Origin of the sequence: Rhodopila sp. (assembly GCF_965276935.1) — a bacterium.
Taxonomy (GTDB): domain Bacteria; phylum Pseudomonadota; class Alphaproteobacteria; order Acetobacterales; family Acetobacteraceae; genus Rhodopila.
Genome location: NZ_CBDIBS010000004.1, coordinates 864,752 through 883,360, shown reverse-complemented (window position 1 = coordinate 883,360; position 18,609 = coordinate 864,752). Strand labels below are relative to the sequence as shown.

The 18,609-nt window shown below is 63.7% G+C and carries 14 protein-coding genes; 6 read left to right on the top strand and 8 right to left on the bottom strand.

What is annotated here, in order from left to right; all coding sequences use genetic code 11:
* The first annotated feature begins 44 nt into the window (after positions 1-44).
* The 3 genes from ACQY4S_RS20350 (at position 45) to clpB (ending at position 7,962) form a co-directional block, all read left to right on the top strand.
* Entirely contained in the window at positions 45-1,313 is a 1,269-nt protein-coding gene (locus ACQY4S_RS20350; RefSeq protein ID WP_428487029.1) for a CaiB/BaiF CoA transferase family protein, read from the top strand.
* Positions 1,314-1,325: 12 nt separating this feature from the next.
* Positions 1,326-4,298 (top strand): glycosyltransferase, encoded by a 2,973-nt coding sequence (locus ACQY4S_RS20345; RefSeq protein ID WP_428487028.1) that lies wholly within the window; start codon positions 1,326-1,328, stop codon positions 4,296-4,298.
* Between the two features lie 1,084 nt (positions 4,299-5,382).
* Positions 5,383-7,962 (top strand): ATP-dependent chaperone ClpB, encoded by a 2,580-nt coding sequence (gene clpB, locus ACQY4S_RS20340; protein ID WP_428487027.1) that lies wholly within the window; start codon positions 5,383-5,385, stop codon positions 7,960-7,962.
* A 60-nt stretch (positions 7,963-8,022) separates the two neighbouring features.
* On the opposite strand, the gene ACQY4S_RS20335 is transcribed toward clpB, so the two are convergent.
* The 6 genes from ACQY4S_RS20335 to ACQY4S_RS20310 form a co-directional block, all read right to left on the bottom strand.
* Positions 8,023-8,739: a haloacid dehalogenase type II gene (locus ACQY4S_RS20335; protein WP_428487026.1), complete on the bottom strand. Its 717-nt coding sequence runs from the start codon at positions 8,737-8,739 to the stop codon at positions 8,023-8,025.
* Positions 8,740-8,936: 197 nt separating this feature from the next.
* A complete protein-coding gene (locus tag ACQY4S_RS20330; RefSeq protein ID WP_428487025.1) occupies positions 8,937-9,446 on the bottom strand; it encodes a hypothetical protein in 510 nt (169 codons plus the stop codon).
* Positions 9,443-11,368, bottom strand: coding sequence for a glycoside hydrolase family 15 protein (locus tag ACQY4S_RS20325; protein ID WP_428487024.1), 1,926 nt, complete (start codon positions 11,366-11,368; stop codon positions 9,443-9,445). The genes ACQY4S_RS20330 and ACQY4S_RS20325 overlap by 4 nt, the downstream gene beginning before the upstream one ends.
* 106 nt (positions 11,369-11,474) lie before the next feature.
* A complete protein-coding gene (locus tag ACQY4S_RS20320) occupies positions 11,475-12,248 on the bottom strand; it encodes a molybdopterin-dependent oxidoreductase (RefSeq protein WP_428487023.1) in 774 nt (257 codons plus the stop codon).
* Positions 12,245-12,907, bottom strand: a complete 663-nt coding sequence (locus ACQY4S_RS20315) for a cytochrome b/b6 domain-containing protein (RefSeq protein WP_428487022.1) — start codon at positions 12,905-12,907, stop codon at positions 12,245-12,247. Before ACQY4S_RS20315 ends, ACQY4S_RS20320 begins: the two co-directional genes overlap by 4 nt.
* A gap of 203 nt (positions 12,908-13,110) precedes the next feature.
* The gene (locus ACQY4S_RS20310) at positions 13,111-13,551 is read right to left on the bottom strand and encodes a hypothetical protein (RefSeq protein ID WP_428487021.1); all 441 of its coding nucleotides are present in this window, start codon (positions 13,549-13,551) and stop codon (positions 13,111-13,113) included.
* A 964-nt stretch (positions 13,552-14,515) separates the two neighbouring features.
* Here ACQY4S_RS20310 and ACQY4S_RS20305 point away from each other — a divergent pair.
* From ACQY4S_RS20305 to ACQY4S_RS20295, 3 genes are read left to right on the top strand one after another with little or no spacing between them, the layout of a single operon-like run.
* Positions 14,516-15,373: a PAS domain-containing protein gene (locus tag ACQY4S_RS20305; protein ID WP_428487020.1), complete on the top strand. Its 858-nt coding sequence runs from the start codon at positions 14,516-14,518 to the stop codon at positions 15,371-15,373.
* Between the two features lies 1 nt (position 15,374).
* Positions 15,375-16,163: an HWE histidine kinase domain-containing protein gene (locus ACQY4S_RS20300; RefSeq protein WP_428487019.1), complete on the top strand. Its 789-nt coding sequence runs from the start codon at positions 15,375-15,377 to the stop codon at positions 16,161-16,163.
* Positions 16,163-16,549 (top strand): response regulator, encoded by a 387-nt coding sequence (locus ACQY4S_RS20295; RefSeq protein WP_428487018.1) that lies wholly within the window; start codon positions 16,163-16,165, stop codon positions 16,547-16,549. The genes ACQY4S_RS20300 and ACQY4S_RS20295 overlap by 1 nt, the downstream gene beginning before the upstream one ends.
* A 78-nt stretch (positions 16,550-16,627) precedes the next feature.
* Here the strand turns inward: ACQY4S_RS20295 and ACQY4S_RS20290 are convergent, their stop codons facing one another.
* Positions 16,628-17,509 carry an isocitrate lyase/PEP mutase family protein gene (locus ACQY4S_RS20290; RefSeq protein WP_428487017.1) on the bottom strand — a complete coding sequence of 294 codons (882 nt, stop codon included), beginning with the start codon at positions 17,507-17,509 and terminating at the stop codon, positions 16,628-16,630.
* A gap of 13 nt (positions 17,510-17,522) precedes the next feature.
* Positions 17,523-18,605, bottom strand: coding sequence for a TauD/TfdA family dioxygenase (locus ACQY4S_RS20285; RefSeq protein ID WP_428487016.1), 1,083 nt, complete (start codon positions 18,603-18,605; stop codon positions 17,523-17,525).
* Positions 18,606-18,609: the final 4 nt, after the last annotated feature.

The following is an 18,609-nucleotide window of genomic DNA, read 5'->3' as shown; positions in this document are numbered from 1 at the left end:
CCTGGTCTAAAACTGTCGGAGTCAGCAGTGGAGCATCGACCTCGATGGACGGCACGGTCACCGCAGCAGTGGGCGACCCGCGATCGGATGAACCCGGTCCGGCGGGCAAGGGTCTCGCGAAGACCCCCGGTGCCTTGGCTGGCATCAAGATCATCGACCTGACTCGCGTTCTCGGCGGCCCCTATTGCACGATGATCCTGTCCGACCACGGCGCCGACGTGATCAAGATCGAACCGCCGCAGGGCGACGAGGTCCGCGACTGGGGGCCGCCGTTCCACGGCGGTGACGCCAGCTACTTTATCGGCGTCAACCGCAACAAGCGGGCGATTGCACTCGACCTCGGCAGGCCGGAGGGCAAGGCGGTGCTGCTGCGCCTGCTGGACGGCAGCGACGTGCTGATCGAGAACTTCAAGCCAGGCGCCATGGAGAAATGGGGTCTTGGCTACCAGGACATGCTGTCGCAGCGCTTCCCCGGCTTGATCCACTGCCGCGTGTCTGGCTTCGGCGGCGACGGACCGCTTGGCGGACTGCCGGGCTATGACGCCATTCTGCAGGCGATGACCGGGCTCATGAGCGTCAATGGCGATGCCGGTACTGGACCGATGCGCCTGGGTACCGCGATGGTCGACATGGGCACCGGCCTCTATTCCGCAATCGGCATCCTGATGGCGCTGCACGAGCGTGCCCACTCCGGCCGCGGTCAGTATCTGGACATGACGCTATACGACTGCGGCATGGCCCTGCTGCATCCCCAGGCGGCCAATTTCTTCCTCAATGGCAAACGTCCCGCCGGCACCGGCAATCCGCATCCAAACTTGGTGCCATACGACAAGTATCCTACGCGCACTTGCGAGATCTTCATTGCCAGCGGCAACAACGGCCAGTTTCGCAAGCTTTGCGCGCTGATCGGACGCGCTGAACTGGCCGACGATCCGCGGTTCGCCAACAACGGCGAGCGCAACGAAAACCGGGTGGCGCTGACCCTAGCGCTGGCCGCTGCCTTCGCCGACCAGGATGGCGAGGAACTGGCGCTGCGGCTGATCCGCAACGGTGTGCCGGCCGGCCCAGTGCTGCCGGTGGACCAGGCTACCGCCGCGCCGCACACCGCGCACCGGGAGATGGTCACCGAACTCGACTGGTACAAGGGGATCGGCACACCGATCAAGTTCAGCCGCACCCAGGGCGGCACCCGCCGGCCACCGCCCCGGTTCGCCGAACATGGCACGGAAATCCTGACCCAGCATGGCTATTCTGAAGCGGAAATCGCGGCGCTGCGTCAATCCGGCGTCCTGGCCGTCGAGCGGCGCCTGTAGCCGAACCCCGTCATGTGGCCGCTCGACCTGCCCGCGCATAAGGTGCTGAAGCTGCCCCAGGACACTAAGCCTGCCTGGGCGGTGTTCGATCCGCACTGGTATCGCCTATCGTATCCCGATGTGGCCGATCATATTGCCGCCGACCAGCCAGCGGCGCTGCTGCGGTACCATCTCGAGTCCGGCCAGCGGCAGGGGCATTCACCAAACCGTTTCTTTAACGAAGCCTGGCACCGTCACATGTATCCACGAATCGCGGCGGGGATCGAGGGCGGCGAGTTCGCCTCCGCCTTCGATGCCTATTGCCGCCGCGGCTGCCTGGATCGCTCACCGCACTGGCTGTTCGACGAGCTAGGCTACCGCGACCGGTATCCTGACCTGACACCGGAGGTGCTTTCCGCCAGCGGACTGGCCAACAGCTACGACCATTATCTGCAATTCGGCGGCGCGGAAGACCGTATCGGGCATAGGCTGTTCGATCCTACCGTTTATCTGGCGAACTTCGCCGCCGATGATATCCCGGTGATCCGCCAGCAGGGCGTGTTCAATCATTACCTGCGACGAACCGAAGCGGGGGAGCCGGAACTGCCAGCCTCTCACTACTTCGATTCGGATTGGTATCGCCAACGGTATCCGGATGTCGCCAACGCCATTCGTCTCGGCCTCTGGAAGTCTGCACTGCAGCACTATCTGTGCAACGATACCCCGGCGAACTTCGATCCGCTGGACAGCTTTTCGGAAGCGCATTACCTGGCGCTTGACCCCGGGCTGCAGGCGGCAATCACATCGCGTCATTTCCGCAATGGCTATCTGCATTTCCTCGGCTTTGGCGCACGCGAGTTGCGGTCACCCACCGCCTCGATCGATCTGTCCTGGTATGCGGCGCAGCCACGGGTCCGCTGCGATCTGGATCAGGGGCTGGCGCCGGGTCCCTTTGCGCATTGGCTGACCATCGGCCGGCGCGACGGGCTGCCCAGCGCCGCACCGGATGCTGACCGGATCACTGAAGCGCAGGCGCGCGCGCTGTCGCATCATGCCGCTATCGCGCTGCTGCCGATCGCCGGCCGGTTCGGCTACACGTTCGAATGCGCTGGCGATCCGCTGGTCAGTGTCGTCATGCCGGTCCGGGACAGCTTCGCCACAACCATGGCGACGATTGCGTCGCTGCGCGGCAACAGCGCGGGCAGCATCGAGTTGATCATCGTCGATCGGGGTTCGGGCGACGAGACCCGGGCCATCGGCGACTATGTCCGCGGCGCCAGGCTGCTGCGGTTCGAGACTGATATTGGCTGGTCGCAGGCCGCCAACGCGGGCAGCCAGTTCGCCACCGCTACGGCCGTCCTGTTCCTGACGACCGAGGTGCGACTGGGGCCAACGGCGATCGAACGCGCCTGCGCGCGTCTCGCCGGCGACTCGGCCATTGGCGCGGTCGGCGGCATGGTGATCCAGCCGAATGGCTTGATCGAACAGGCCGGCGGCATCCTGTGGAACGATGGCGGGACGCATGATTACCAGCGGGGCAGGCCGCCGCTGTCGCCGGAGGCCAATTTCGTTCGTTCGGTTGACTTCTGTTCCTCGACGTTTTTGCTGGTGCGGGCGGTATTGCTGGCGCGGCTCGATGGCTTCGATCCGGAATGTGCCGCGTCTGGCCATGAAGGCGTCGATCTGTGCACGCGGATTATCCAGGCTGGTGCACAAGTTGTCTACGATCCGTCGGTTGTGCTGTTTCATGACGACCATGACCGGCGGCCGGTGAGTGCGGATGCGCACTTCCTGCGCAAGCACGCAACCTACCTGTCCCAGCGCGCAGCACCGGGCGGCCCTGTCCAGGTCTTCGCACGCCATTCCGGACCGCTGCACCCGCGGGTGCTGTTTATCGATGATACCGTGCCGCTGCGCCGGATCGGTTCGGGCTTTGTACGGTCGAACGATGTGGTGAAGGCTATGGCCGAACTCGGATACCAAGTAACGGTCTTTCCGGTGAACGGGTGTGTGCACGATCCCGCGCGGGTGTTTGGCGACATGCCAGATACAGCGGAAGTCATGCACGACCATGCCATCGACCGATTCAAGGCGCTCCTGGCGGACCGGATCGGCTACTACGATTATGTTTGGATCGTGCGCACGCACAACCTGGATCAGGTGCGACCCGGTCTAGCCCAAGTGACCCAGGATGGGGCGGTGCGTCCTCTGATCATCCTGGACACCGAAGCCATCGCTCCATTGCGGGAGGCGGAACAGGCGCGCCTGCGGGCCGTGCCCCACGATCTGGAAACCGCGACGACGGCGGCTTTCGTCAATGCGGATATCTGCGATGCCGTGGTGGCGGTGAGCCAGGAGGAGGCCAAAATCCTGCGCGCGCGGGACATCGGCCCGGTCGCCATCGTGGGACATGGGATCGAACCTGATCCGACCTCGCGGCCGCATGCGCAGCGGGCGGGGATGCTGTTCGTCGGTGCGATCCATACGCCGGACAGCCCGAACCTCGACAGCCTGATCTGGTTCACCGACGCGGTGCTGCCGTTGATCGAACACCAACTGGGCTGGGAGACTCGGCTGACCATTGCCGGCTATACGGCGCCGAACATTGATCTAGGACGGTTCGCGCATCACCCGCGTATTACCATGCGTGGCACTGTTACCGACTTGCGGTCGCTGTACAACAGCCACCGAGTGTTTGTCGCGCCAACGCGTTATGCCGCCGGCACGCCGTATAAGGTGTTCGAGGCGGCGTCTCGTGGACTTCCGGTGGTCGCGACGGCGCTGCTGCGCCGTCAGCTTGGTTGGGTGGACGCAGAGGAGATGCTTTCTGCGGGTACGGATGACCCGGAGGCGTTCGCGGCGGCGGTTGTCGCGCTGTATCGACAGGAAGAGCTTTGGCGAGGCATCCGCGCGGGCGCTCTGCGGCGGATCGAACGCGACAACCGGCCCGCAGACTTTGCCAACGCCGTGGCACTGGTGCTCGCGGCTGCAAGAACGCCAGGCTAACGGTGCCGTAGCTAACCTTGCCAGCCTGGTTTCGCCCCCTTCGAGGTTGGTCCTCACTGGCCGTCTGCATCAGATCGGGCGGGATGGCTTCGTTTGCAAGCGCGGCCGCGATAGGGCCATGACGCAGGTGAATGGAATAGGGCTTGTCGGCGGTTGGATACTAGACCGCGCAGAGGCAGACCCATACCGACACCAATGTCGTTGCGATCACGATAACAGTGAGATACGGTCTGGCCGCGCTGACAAGACCCGCCCACTGCGCCTCCCGGTCTGAATCCATTGCATCGCTGGTTTGGAAATAGTGGCGCCGAACAATTGCGTGGGAGCGCGGCATGAATACGTCCCGATAAAAAATGCCGCGGGGGTGAACCCCCGCGGCCAGGTTCAAGGGAGGAAACAACTTCTTCTTAGCTCACAATCGCGTGATCTGCAATCGAAATCTCACGGAATCGCGAGAAAAATTTGCGTCTGTCTCAGAACAAAGATCCGGTTGACATGAAACGAACTGGGTTCTGGAGGTCCGTCGCACCTCATCACTCCAGCGTGGCGTTAGAGAAATCCCAATGAAGAAACGAGGCCTTGTGATCGGATCAAGCTTGCGCTGTTGTGCGAAGTAGACGCTGGCGGGACGCCGCGCGATACGAATCGGCATAAAAATGACATGTCAGCGGTCGTGCCTTGCGACATCGGCCGATCGGTTTGTCCAAGCCACTGTTGGTTGATTGAAATCCTGGCAGCGCCTTACCCACCGGCAATGCTTCATCCTGCACTGCGCGTCGGGACTGATGCGACACGCCGCTGAACCACGACTTCGCCGCTAGGCCGGTGGCGCTTCGACCTTGACCAAGGCGCTCTCCACTGGGCAGGTTGTTGAACTGATCCACGAGGTCCGCGAATCGCTGCCCATAACCTTAAGCGCCGCCGTCGTCAGATGCTTAAACAGAGGACAATCCAGATATTCGACACGGCCAGTCAGCCGCCCCCTTGAGCCGTTGTTTAAGTCGCCCCAAGTTCTTTGGGAAGATTTGACCCGTCGCCTGTTTAGGGGCGGGTTGAACCAGTCGCCTGAACGTAGGGACACATCATGGATATTCAAAAATTCACCGAGCGGGCGCAGGGTTTCCTGCAAGCCGCTGGTACCATAGCCATCCGCGAATTCCACCAGCGCATCACCGCGGAACATCTTCTCAAGGCGCTGCTCGACGATGAGGAAGGCGCCGCTGCCGGCCTGATCAGGATCGCCGGTGGCGATCCAAAAGCCGCCGCGGCGGCAGCGGACGCGGAAGTCGCGCGTCAGCCGAAGGTCAGCGGCCAAGGCGCGGGCCAGCCGCAACTGACCCCGGAACTGGTACGCGTCCTGGACGCCGCCCAGCAGACCGCCACACGGGCGGGCGACGAGTATGTCGCGCAGGACCGGCTGCTGGTCGCGCTGGCCGAATCCAACACGTCGGCCGGGCGGGCGCTGAAAACCGGCGGCGTGACGCCGCAGGCGCTGGAGAAGGCGGTCAACGACGTGCGCAAGGGGCGCAAGGTCACCAGCCAAAACGCCGAGGCCACTTTTGACGCGCTAAAGAAGTACGCTCGCGATGTGACTGCTTTGGCGCGGGAGGGCAAGCTTGACCCGGTCATCGGCCGCGATGAGGAAATCCGCCGCACCGTCCAGGTGCTGGCCCGTCGCACCAAGAACAACCCGGTTCTCATCGGCGAACCTGGCGTCGGCAAGACCGCCATCGTTGAGGGCTTGGCGCTGCGCATCGTCAATGGTGACGTGCCGGAGGCTCTGAAAGGCAAGCAACTGCTGTCGCTCGACCTCGGCTCGATGATTGCCGGATCGAAGTATCGCGGCGAATTCGAGGAACGGCTGAAGGCCGTGCTGAAGGAGATCGAGACCGCGCAGGGCCAGGTGATCCTGTTCATCGACGAGATGCACACGCTGATCGGCGCCGGCCGAGCGGATGGCGCCATGGATGCGTCTAACCTGATCAAGCCGGAGCTGGCCCGCGGCACGCTGCATTGCATCGGCGCCACCACGCTGAATGAGTACCGCAAGCATGTCGAGAAGGACGCTGCCCTGGCACGCCGGTTCCAGCCGATCTTCGTAGGCGAGCCAAGTGTCGAGGACACCATCAGCATTCTGCGCGGCATCAAGGAGAAGTACGAGCTGCATCACGGCGTCCGCATTACGGATGGTGCGCTGGTCGCTGCCGCGACCTTGTCGAACCGATACATCACCGACCGGTTCCTGCCGGACAAGGCGATCGACCTGATGGACGAGGCTGGCAGCCGTCTGCGCATGCAAGTCGACAGCAAGCCGGAATCACTGGATGAACTCGATCGTCGCATCATGCAGTTAAAGATCGAGCAGGAAGCGCTGAAGAAGGAGCCTGATCCGGCTTCGCGGGAGCGGCTGGAGCGGCTGCGCAAGGAGCTGGCCGAACTGGAGGAGAGGTCCGATTCGTTGACCACGGCGTGGAAGGCGGAAAAGGACCAAGTGCAGGAGACGCAGAAGCTGAAGGAGCGGCTGGACCAAGCCCGTAACGAAGTCGAGGTCGCGCAACGTCGCGGCGACCTCGGCCGCGCTTCGGAACTGAAATACGGCGTCATCCCCGGCATTGAGCAGCAGTTGGCAAAATCAGCCGACGGCAAGCTGGTGAACGAGGCGGTCACCGAGGAAGGCATCGCCGCCGTCGTATCTCGTTGGACCGGCGTGCCGATGGACAAGATGCTGGAAGGCGAGCGGGCCAAGTTGATCCGCATGGAGGACGAGTTGCGCCGCCGGGTGATCGGTCAGGAAGAGGCGCTGCAGGCGGTTGCCCATGCGGTGCGGCGGGCGCGGGCCGGCCTGCAGGACCCGAACCGGCCGATCGGCAGCTTCCTGTTCCTTGGTCCCACCGGCGTTGGCAAGACCGAGCTGACCAAGGCACTGGCGGCGTTCCTGTTTGACGACGAGAAGGCCATGGTGCGGATCGACATGAGCGAGTTCATGGAGAAGCACAGCGTGGCTCGGCTGATCGGCGCGCCGCCGGGTTATGTCGGCTACGACGAGGGCGGCGTGCTGACCGAGGCGGTGCGGCGGCGGCCGTATCAGGTGATCCTGTTCGACGAGGTCGAGAAGGCGCACGAGGACGTCTTCAACGTACTGCTGCAGGTGCTGGATGATGGCCGCCTGACCGATGGCCAGGGCCGCACGGTGGACTTCAAGAACACCATCATTGTGCTGACCTCGAACCTCGGCAGCGACATCCTGGCGCATCAGCCAGAGGGCGAGCCGACAACGATGGTGCAGGGCGAGGTGATGCGGATTGTCCGCCAGCACTTCCGGCCGGAGTTCCTCAACCGGCTGGACGAGATCATCCTGTTCCGCCGCCTACAACGCAGCGACATGGCCAACATTGTGCTGATCCAGTTGGAGCACCTGAAGGCGCTGTTGCGCGACCGGAAGATTGGCATCGAGCTGGATCGGTCTGCCCTCGAATGGCTCGCCTCCGAAGGCTACGACAGCATTTACGGTGCTCGGCCGCTGAGGCGGGTAATCCAGCGGTCTCTGCAGAACCCGCTGGCCGGGATGATCCTGGAAGGAAGCGTGAAGGAAGGCGACATCGTGCATGTCTCAGCCGGATCGGATGGTTTGGTGATCAACGGGCAGATGGCGGTGGCGGCCTGATGCGTGGGGGGAGAGGCCTGAGGCCTCTCCCTTCTGCTTGGTCATCGTCAGGTGATCACGCTAACGCAGATCGACAAGTTCGGTCAGGGATCCCAGCACGTGATCGGGCTTGGCATTCAGCATCTCGGCATGAAGCCGCTGAGCCTTGAACATGTCGGTGGGACCGGCGTCGGCCGGCGCGGTCCCTGGGCCGCCGCCGCGCCGCACCCAGGCGACCTGGAAGCCGAAGCGCTTGGCGCCCGCCACGTCAAAGCCGTTGGAGGATACAAACATCGTTTCGTTGGGCGGCACGCCGATGACCGGCTCGAGCAGCGCGTATGCCTTCGGGCTCGGCTTGAAGACCTTTGCCGAATCGACGCTGACCACGTGCTCCAGCAACCCCTTAAGGCCGGTGTTAAGGACGAGTGCGTCGAGCATCGCCACGCTGCCGTTCGAGAAGATCGCCCGCGTATGCCCTTCAAGCGCGCGGAGTGAGTCGTGTGCCTCGGGTGCCGGCGTAAGGTGCAGGTAGGCGTCCTCAAGCTCGGTCACCAGCGCCTCGGCCGGCTCGACCCCGGCGACATGAAGGGCATAGACAAGGCTGTCGCGGGTCACGACGGCGAAGTTGGCGAAGTCCTCCATGCAGGTTCGCAACCACGTGTATTCCAACTGCTTCAGCCGCCAGATCTGTGTAATAAGAGCGCCTCGGCCGGGGCAGGCGCGCTCGACGCGCTCCAGCACGGACTGAACGTCATAGAGGGTGCCGTAGGCATCAAAAACGAAGGCGCGGATTGTCATGATGATCCCCTTTTGCAGCAGTCTTGGTCCTGGTGATCGGTCCGTGCACGGAACTGATTCTGTCGAATGGTCTGGCCGCAGCGAACTTATTAGCAATCGCAGGGAAGCGGAAACCAGCGAAGGATGCGGTGCGGCTTACCGTGCGGAGCGTCGTAGCGAACACGTTACCCCTAGCGCGGCGACTGATCCGGACCACGTCAGCGCATCGGCAGAAATCCGCCCAAGATCGCGCCGTACAACGCCTGGGCCAGCAAGGTGGTCAGCGGCGTGCGATAGCCATAGTTCAGGCCGATAAACCCCGGCGGCTCCAGCTTCGGCTCGCTGGCGGGCGCATCATACGCCGAGGCAATGCGCGGATGGATCAGCGCCATCACCGGCAGTGAGACCAGCAGGAAAAGCCCATGCAATGCCCCCAGAGCCGCGCCGATCCACCAGGTCGCCGCGCCCAGGCTGGCGAAGATGAAGAAGTAGAGCACCGCGAAGGCCCAGCCCCCGGCCAGATATATCAGAGAGCCGACCAGCACCGCCCGTCCGCGGTCGGCGGTGACGAACGTGCCGAACAGGAATGGCAGGCTAAGCCGCGACAGGCCCAGCCCCTGGCTGCCTTGCAGCACCGTCGTCATCAGCGCGGTCGCCACCAGTGCCCAGATCAACACCGCGTCCAGATTCTCGGCCAGGCGATGTAGCAGCGCCAGACTCTGCATCATGATCGCGTCTCCTTCCCGGCCGCCGTTTTTCCCGCCTGGGCCAGCATCAACGCCGCCGAGATCAGGCCGGCGTGGGTAAACGCCTGCGGCACGTTGCCAAGCGCCGCGCCGGATGATGGATTGTACTCCTCGGCAAGCAGGCCCACGTCGTTGGCGAGCGAAGCCGCGCGGTGGAACAGCGCCTCGGCCTCCTCGATCCGGCCCTGCAATGTCAGCAGCTCCACAGCCCAGAATCCGCAGATGCCGAACGCGCCTTCATGCGATTCAAGTCCGTCAATCTCGGGCAGGTAGCGCAGCAGCAGCCCGTCGCGCCCAAGTTCCCGCCAGATACGCTTCTCCGTTTCGACGATGCGCGGATGGTGAGGATCATGGAAGCCGAGCCGAGCCATGATCAGCAGGCTGGCATCGACCCAGTCCTCACCGAACGCGCCGACGTAGCTGCCACCGCCATCGGCCGCGGTAATGTAGCCCAGGGTCTCGATGGCTTCGCGCACGGCCTCGCGCTCGCGCAGGAAGTCTTGCAGGGGCGCCCGCAGGTGTCCCATGTCGTCCAGGCGAAGCAGCGCGTCCAACGCCGACCAGCACATCAGCTTGGAGTGGACATAATGCCGCCGTGCGCCGGGCACCTCCCATAACCCGTTGTCCGGCTGGCGCCAGCTCGCGCAGACCTGCCGGCCGAAGCCGATCAGCAGCCGCTGCTCGTCTGCTGCCAGCGTGCCGCCACACTCGACATAAGCGACGGCGGCGGCGATGGCCGAACCATAGACATCGTGCTGAAGCTGTCCCGTCGCGTCGTTGCCGATCCGCACGGGGGACGAGCCGCGATAACCCTCCAGATGACTGAGCTCCCGCAACGACCGCAGGGTTCGGCCGTATTCGTCGTACATCACCACGAGCCGCGGCCGGGTGAGGCGGGTGGAATGCAGCAGCCATTCCAGGTAGGCACGTCCCTCGTTGCGGAATCCAAGGTCGGTGAACGCGCGCAGTGTCGTCGCCGCGTCGCGCAGCCAGCAGAACCGGTAGTCGTAATTGCGTACGCCGCCGATGGCCTCGGGCAGGGAGGTGGTTGCCGCGGCAAGGACCGCCCCGGACAGGCCATATGTCAGCAGCTTCAGCGCCAGCGCGCTGCGCAGTGCCATCGCGCGGTGCCGGCCATTAAAGGTGCATTGCGCGCTCCAGTCCCGCCACCATTGCGCCGTCCGGTCCAGGCGATGGTCCGCCGCCGCGCCCATCGGCGGGATAACCAGCATGTCGCGGGTCGCATGCGACAGGGACAGCCGCCGCCGCTCACCTCGGCGCAGCCTGACCCGACCGGTCAGCCCGACGGCAACCGCAACCCCAGCCGGACGCATGTCCAGTTCCGCAAGCAGGCAGAACGCCTGGCCATCGTGCTGGAACATCCAGCCAAGCGCGGCACCGCGATTGACCAGACGTGGCCGTGCGCGCGCGTAGTCCGGGCGAGGATCATACAGCGCCTCCAGCTCCACCTCGCCTTCGATGCCCTCGGCGACGCGGAGCAGTTCTCGCTCGGCCTGCAGCCCACGCCCATCGGCGCTGTTCAGCGTCATCAGATCGGTTACCCGAACGCGCCCGGATGCGGTGATAAAGGTGGTTTCGAGCACGTTCGTGCGGGCGAGATAGCGCCGCTCGGTGCGGAACGGCGCAGTTGGACGCAGCGCGAATCGGCCTCCGTTCCGCCGGTCCAGCAGCGCCGCGAACACCGACGGCCCCGACGTATCGGGCAGGCAGAGCCAGTCGACCGAGCCTTGCCGCGAGATCAGTGCAAGCGTCCGGCAATCGCCAACGACGGCGTAATCCGCGATCGGCGGATAGCACGCGAAATCGTCAGCCAGCGCCAGATCGGCGCCTGAGGTATTTGGCATCAAGGCCAGATCGCTGTCAGCCTCGATCCCATATCGCACGCGGTGTCCCCGCGCGAGAGCAACCAAAGGCAGACGGCGGCAACCTGATCATCGTTCTTGAACCGCCTGCCAATGAATCGGACCTCCAGCGTCACGATGCGCTTCATCAAATCCCGCTGTACCAGTTGAAGCCGAGCTTCTCCCAGTAACCCGGCCTATAGGTATTGGTCACCTCGATGGCGGTTATCCACTTCGGGTTCTTGAAGCCGAGCTTGGTCGACGTACGCAGACGCAACGGATACCCAAAAGGCGCATCCAGCGTCTCACGGGCATATTTGGTCGCAAGCAATGTCTGAGGATGCAGGGCGGTCGCCATGTCGATGCTGCTCGGGTAGTCGTCAGCCGTGGTGAAGTTAACATATTTCGCCCGCGTATCGGCACCGATGCGCTGCAGGAATGTACGCAGCGGAACGCCAGACCACTGGCCGATGTAACTCCACCCCTCCACGCAGATGTGGCGGATAATCTCCTCCTGCTCGGGCAGGGCCATGATCTGCTGCACGGTCCAGGGCGTCTTGTTGTCGATCAACCCGGCGAGTTCGAGACGCCAGGTCTGCCCGTCCACGGGCTTCACTTTCATGATGTCGTAGTAGGCGTTGAACGTCGGTGGCTTGAGCACCATGGATTCCGGGTAGGTCGGCGCCAGCTTGTTGGGGTCGAAGATTTGCGCCTGCACCCAGTCGTTGAAGTTGGAGACCTTGAGCAAAGCCGTTCTGACCGAATCCGGTGTCTTGAAGGCGCACCCAGTCAGCATTGTCAGGGCGCCGAGTGAAAACCCATCGCGAATGAATCCTCGGCGTTCAAGTGAACGAAGGAGCGGCCGGTGGTCATCGAGCAGCGTCGGGTCAGGTACCTTGCTGGGACGAAATAAGGATTTCATGTCTCAACCCTATTGCGGCGAACTCGAGTCGGACGTGGAATACGTGGGCCGCCCGCCAGCATGGCCCACAGCGTGCTAGGAACAAGCAACGACAGGGCGACGTGGACAGCAAGGAATCCGACGATCACCGCCATCCCCCAGAAATGCACCAGTCGCGCATCCTGGAAGCCACCGAACAGGCTGACCAGGCCGGAGAACTGAATTGGCTTCCAGATCGCCAGACCAGTGGTGACCTGCGATATGCCGGCGAGGATCACGACGATGTAGAGCACCTTCTGCACTGCATTGTACTGCTTGATGTCCTCATGGGCGATGCGGAAGTGCAGGGTGTCGTTCACCGTCCGCACCAGATCCGCGCCCTTGATCGGGAACAGCCGCTCCCGGAAGCGGCCGGTAAACAAGCCGTAGAGCAGGTAGGCCAACCCGTTGATCGCCAGGAACCACATGCCCGCGAAGTGCCACAGCAGGCTGTCCTGCGCCCCATCGCCCAGCCGCAGCACTTGGCTGAAATGCAGCCTGCTGATAACGACATAGTCGTCATAGATGCCCCAGCCGGAGGTAATCATGACAATCATTGCAAGAGCATTGATCCAGTGCATGATGCGCACCGGCAGAGGGTGCAGCAGGCGAGTGCGGACGACAGCATCTGGTGTGGTCATGTTCCTTATTGCCTTCTGATACACCTGATTGAGCGGAGGCAGACCGAAGCGGCGGTGAAACAAGCCTTATCGGCCGCTGGAAATCGGTGAACCTGAAAATAGAGAACGTGTTCCATTTTGGTGTCTTCGATGAATAGCATCGTCCGGTTACAGTTGCTTTGGTGCCGGCCCACGAATAGCCACCACCCAGCAGCCGCGACCGCTCAATGTGATGGGCGGGCGAGGCCGACGTGTATGATGCTGTCGGGTGGCAACGGCATCGTGCTGGCCGTATCGAAGGTCTTGAACTGCTTTAGCTGCTCCGGCGTGAAATCGACGATCTCCATGTAATGGCCGAGCAGGACCATGGCATCCACTGGAACCGCAATCGGCCTGGTGAACAGGCCAAACACGCCGCCGTAGTCCACCACCACATCAACGCTGCCGTCAGGCTGCTTCACGACGTTGCGGACCCATCCAACGGTGGGTTGACTTTCAAGCGGCCGGAGCACCTGCCGCTTCAGAAGATCCCCTACACGCACGGGCTGCGGAAAGCGCCGCGCCGCGGCCTCCGTCAGGCTCATGCCAGCCGGCTTGGGCTGCTGGGCCTGAACGGCGGTGCTGGCGATCAGCAGGCCAACGATGAAGAGGTGGCGGATTGGCACGAAGTGAAATCCTCAATTATCAGCATGGAACAGCACGGCGAACGTGGGCACCGAGTGGCGTGGCCGGCTGTTATCCCCGCTGTTCCTCGTTCGCGTCTTCCACCAGCATCGCCCGATGCCGCGGCGGCAAGTGGACCGCCGGGTGCCAGATGCTCCAGTTCTGCCTTAAAGTCATCAGCAGTCCCGCTTCCAACGGCTTTAGACCAAGGAAAACAGAATGGCGAGATTTGTCCGCAACTGCAAGACCATTTCTTTACATGATACGAGCCATCCGCAAACCTGCTCCGGCAATGATTAGCGGCTTGGCGCAGTTTGATGATCTCGATGCGGAATGCAGTCGGTCCATGATAATCGTCGACTTATAAATAGCCGAATTTTAGCGCCTTCTAGCGACGCCAGCGCACCTCACCTTCTGTCTCCACATACGGTTCAGCCTCAACCGAGGTCTGGACTTCCTTTACCAAATCGGCTGACAGAACAGCAAGGCGACCAGACCACAGACAGTCTGATAAACTCACCAAGCCGCCAGCATTCAAGCGTCACTCAGTCGTCGGCGTATGCCAATCCATTTCGGAACGTCTTGCCGCTGTGGCACAAGGGTAGCCATCCAACACCGTGGCGGTCGCCAGAAGCCGCTTTGAGATGGGCATCGTTGGCTTGGACCGCTTGCCGCGTGAAGCGTCGCCGAGGTAAAATTCGTCGGCGTAGTGAGATCCGCCGCCTGACCACCCTCGCAAGTCGTTGACCCGGCATTATGCAGCCGGATTTGAGCCGGTTTACGAAAACACGGGGGAGTCAAGGTTTCTGCGGGTTTGTGTAACGCTGTTATCTCGCAATGGTATGGCGACCTCGACGTGCTGGCGTTCATTCCTGATGAAACTTTATCCGCGCCCTCAGGGTTCATGTCAGGCGAGTGGTTCCTGGCCGACATGACGAAGCGGCAAGGCTAGCGTGGAGGAAGAGCTTGGCTGATCATCCCGCGACGAACGAGACAGAAGCCCATGTCGAGTGCCGGCTGCGCCGGGAAGCAGTCGAATTGCGTGCGGAGGTCGATCGCCTCCGCCAAGTGATTGCCAAGGCCGAGGCCGGTTCCGGCGAAACGGCGGTGCGGCAGGTTCAGGCCGCGGCGCAGCACGCGCAAGAGCATTGGCACAGCTATTCTGGACCGACCGCGGTGGAAATGCGCCACCAAGGTGTGCAGACCGCTGACCTAGTGCCAAAGTCAAGCCGTGCGGACCCGATCCGAAACGAGGAGCGTCTCCGTGCCGTCGTGGAGAGTGCCGTGGATCACGCCATCATCACGGCGGACTTCGAAGATCGCATTACCGGCTGGAACCGTGGCGCCACCCGGTTGCTGGGCTGGGAGGAAGCCGACGTCCTGGGCCGTCCTTGCCGGCTGATCTTTACCCCCGAGGACTGCGCTGCCGGTGTGCCGCAGGCCGAGATGCGAAGGGCATTGCAGGAGGGCAGGGCGGTTGACGAGCGGTGGCACATCCGGCGCGATGGTACGCGGTTCTTCTCGATAGGTGAGCTGCTGCCGCTGCATGACGGCGAACTGCTGGGTTTCCTCAAGATCCTGCGCGACCGCACCGAGCAGCGGCGGGCGGAAGAGGCCCTGAGCGAGAGTGAGGAGCGTTACCGCCTTATTGTCGAGAGCGCGCGTGACTACGCCATCTTCACGACCAACCTCGAGGGCCGCATCACGGCCTGGAACCGCGGCGCCCGCGAGGTGCTGGGCTGGGACGAGGCGGACGCCATCGGCCGGCCTAACGCAATCCTCGTACACGCCCGAGGACCACCTGGCAGGCGTGCCGGAGGCTGAAATGGCTGAAGCACTCGGCAGCGGTCGGGCCGAACACGACCGTTGGCACCTGTGTGCCAACGGTTCGCGCATTTGGGGCACCGAGGTCGTAACCCCGCTGCAGGACGGCAATGGCAAGACCCGCGGCTTCCTCAAGATCCTGCGCGATCGGACGGCCCAGAAGCGGGAGGAGGAACAGCGGAGTTTGCTGCTTGCCGAGCTGAATCATCGGGTCAAGAACACGCTGGCCATCGTGCAGTCCCTAGTGACCCAAAGCGCCCGCGGCAGTGAGAGTGCCACTGTGCTCCGCGAAACTCTCGAGACACGGCTGGATGCGCTGGCAACCCTGTATGACCTGCTGACCCGTGAGGCATGGCGGAGTGCGGGCCTTGCTGATGCGGTGCGCGCTACGCTGGCGCCCTATGACGACAGTGTCGAGCGCGTCAAGGTGCATGGACCCGAGCTACGCCTGATGCCCAACGCCGCCCTGGTCCTGAGCATGGCGCTGCACGAACTCGCGACCAACGCCGCCAAATATGGGGCGCTGTCTGTCGCGAATGGGCAGGTCGAAGTCAGTTGGCGGCGGCTAGATCGCTCCCCGGAGGCGCCAGGCGGCGGCGTGCTTGACCTGTTCTGGCGCGAGCGCGGTGGACCCCCGGTCACGTCATCACCTAGGCGTGGCTTTGGCTCAAGCCTGATCGAGTCTAGCGTTACTTACCAGCTTGGTGGAGACGTCCGCATGGCTTTCGAAGCGGAGGGGCTGGAATGCCGCTTCCTGCTACCGCTGTCCAGCAAGCTGGAGTACACCTGATGGATCGCGAAGCCGAGGCCACCGAATTGCTAGGCTTGCGCGTACTGGTCGTCGAGGATGTCGCGATGTTGGCTTGGCGCGTACGCGGCGTGTTGACAGCGGCAGGGGCGGAAGTAGTTGGTCCGGTCCCGGACGTACCGCGCGCGCTCGCATTGCTCGATAGCGACGAGGTCGACGCGGCGGTGCTGGACATGAACCTGAATGGCGAGACAGCCGAACCGATCGCGGATGCCTTGGTGGCGCGCGGCGTGCCATTCCTGTTCCTGACCGGCTATGCCTGGGGCGACATGGAGGGACGTCATGCGGCGCGCCCGGCGTTGGGCAAACCTGTCAAGCCCGCAGCCCTGGTTCAGGTGCTGGCTGATCTGGCGCCGGGCGGCCGATAGATGTTGCGGATCATTGGGATAGGTGCTTTTGACGGGTGAACCGATGCCGGCCGCAACGCGTCAGCAAGATCTTCAAGGCTACTCGGCCGCGCGCCGCGGTTCGGCGTCGGCCCATCGATGCTCGAAGCTGTGCACGCGTGGAAAGCCCATCAGCGTGTTCATCTCCGAGAACGGGAACAGCGGCGGGCCGCCGGTGCTGGTGCCGGCCTGTTGCAGATAGGAATAGGCTTCGCACAGCGCCTGCGCCATCGCCAGAAAGCCGGTGCCGGGGAACAGCGCCACCTTGAAGCCAATTGCTTCCAGTTCATGCGTGGACAGGAACGGTGTCCGGCCGCCCTCGACCATGTTGGCCAGCAGGGTGGCGCCGCGGAACGTCTCGCCGATCCGGCGCAGCTCCTCGGGTGTTTCCGGACTTTCAACGAACAGGATGTCGGCGCCGGCGTGCAGGAACGCCTCGGCGCGCCGCAGTGCCTCATCCAGGCCTTCCGCGTAGCGAGCGTCGGTTCGGGCGACGATCAGGAAATCGGCGTGCGGACGCGCGTCCACCGCGACGCGGATTTTTTGGACGGCTTCCTCGAACGGCACCACCCGCCGATATTCGGTGTGGCCGCATTTCTTCGGCACTTCCTGATCCTCGAGCTGAATGCCCGCGGCGCCGGCGGCAGCATAGGCGCGCACGGTGCGATCGACGTTCAGCAGGCCGCCGTAGCCGGTATCGCCGTCGGCGATGAACGGCACGTCGATGGCGGCGGCGATGCAGCGCACGCGGTCCAGCATCTCGGTCACGCTGGCCAGGCCCGCATCCGGCACGCCGAGCGCCGACGCCACCGCGCCATAGCCGGTCATGTACAGCGCCGGGAAGCCCAGGCTGTTGGCGACTCGCGCCGAGATGCCGTCGAACACGCCCGGCAGGGTCAGGATGCCGGGCTGATCCAGGATCGCGCGCAATGTCTTGCTCATGGTGGTCGTCCTTTCAGTAAGGCGTGTCGCGCATGCCTAGCGCCGCCGCCGCCCGCGCCTGATAGGCGCGCAACGCCGGACCGACGTGCTGGCCCTTGAAGCCGCCGCGCACGGTGTTCGGCTCGACGCTCTTGTATACGTCGCGCAGGCCCTCGCACAGCGGGCGGCCATGCGGCACCGACAGCCACAGCCGCAGCAGGTGCCGCTTGCGTTCGGGTTCGTCGTAATCCTCGTAGTGGGTGCGCGCGTGGATCACGACGTGGTTGTTGACGAACTGCATGTCGCCCGGTTGCAGCACCATGTCGAAGCGGAACTCATCCGTCTCCGCCAGGTCCTGCACGATGTCCAGCGCGCGGTGGTCGAGGTCGGTCAGCCGCAGCGTGTCGGCGCGCAACTGGCTGGCGCGGATGTGGTTGCGGATGTAGCGGGCGGCGAAGTGCCCATCACGAAAACTGTAGACCGGCGCCAGGTAGAACGGCGGCTCGTCTGCCGCTTCCTCGTTCTGCCGATTGTGCGGGAAGGACTGAAACAGCCGCTCCACCAGCGCCGGCTCGCAATGAAGGATTTCATTATGGATGGCAACCGAGCTGGCGACACGGCTGATGCCGCCGCTGCGCGCGGTCCGCAGGCAGTACAGCCCGACCACGTCGGTGCCGTCGGTGTGGTAGTCCAGTTCGGCGTTGGTGTTGTAGCCACGCCCGCCGGCGCCACGATACTCGCCCCCGGCGGCGCGGACATCGGACATCAACTGGCTCGCCTTGCCCTGCGGCCGAGCCACGCCGAGGTGGGTACCGATCGCCCAGAACAGCAGGCGGTTGTCGTCGACGCTGAGGCGTTCCGCGGGCAGGCCGCGCAGGGTGCGGAAGCCGATGCCGTGTTCCAGAGCATCAGTCAGTTCGGTCAGCACCGGGGCGAAGGCGCCGAGGGGCACGTCGTCCGGTGTCAGCTCCAGCATTGCCTTGCCGCCCGTGCGGACGCTATGCAGCATGGCGGCGACAGCGTCCACCTCCGGCCCAGACAGCGGCCGCAGCCAGTGTCCGCCGGCTGCGATGTCGGCGGCGCGCCAGGCGGAGGGATGGTTGATGGGAGAGCGCATGACA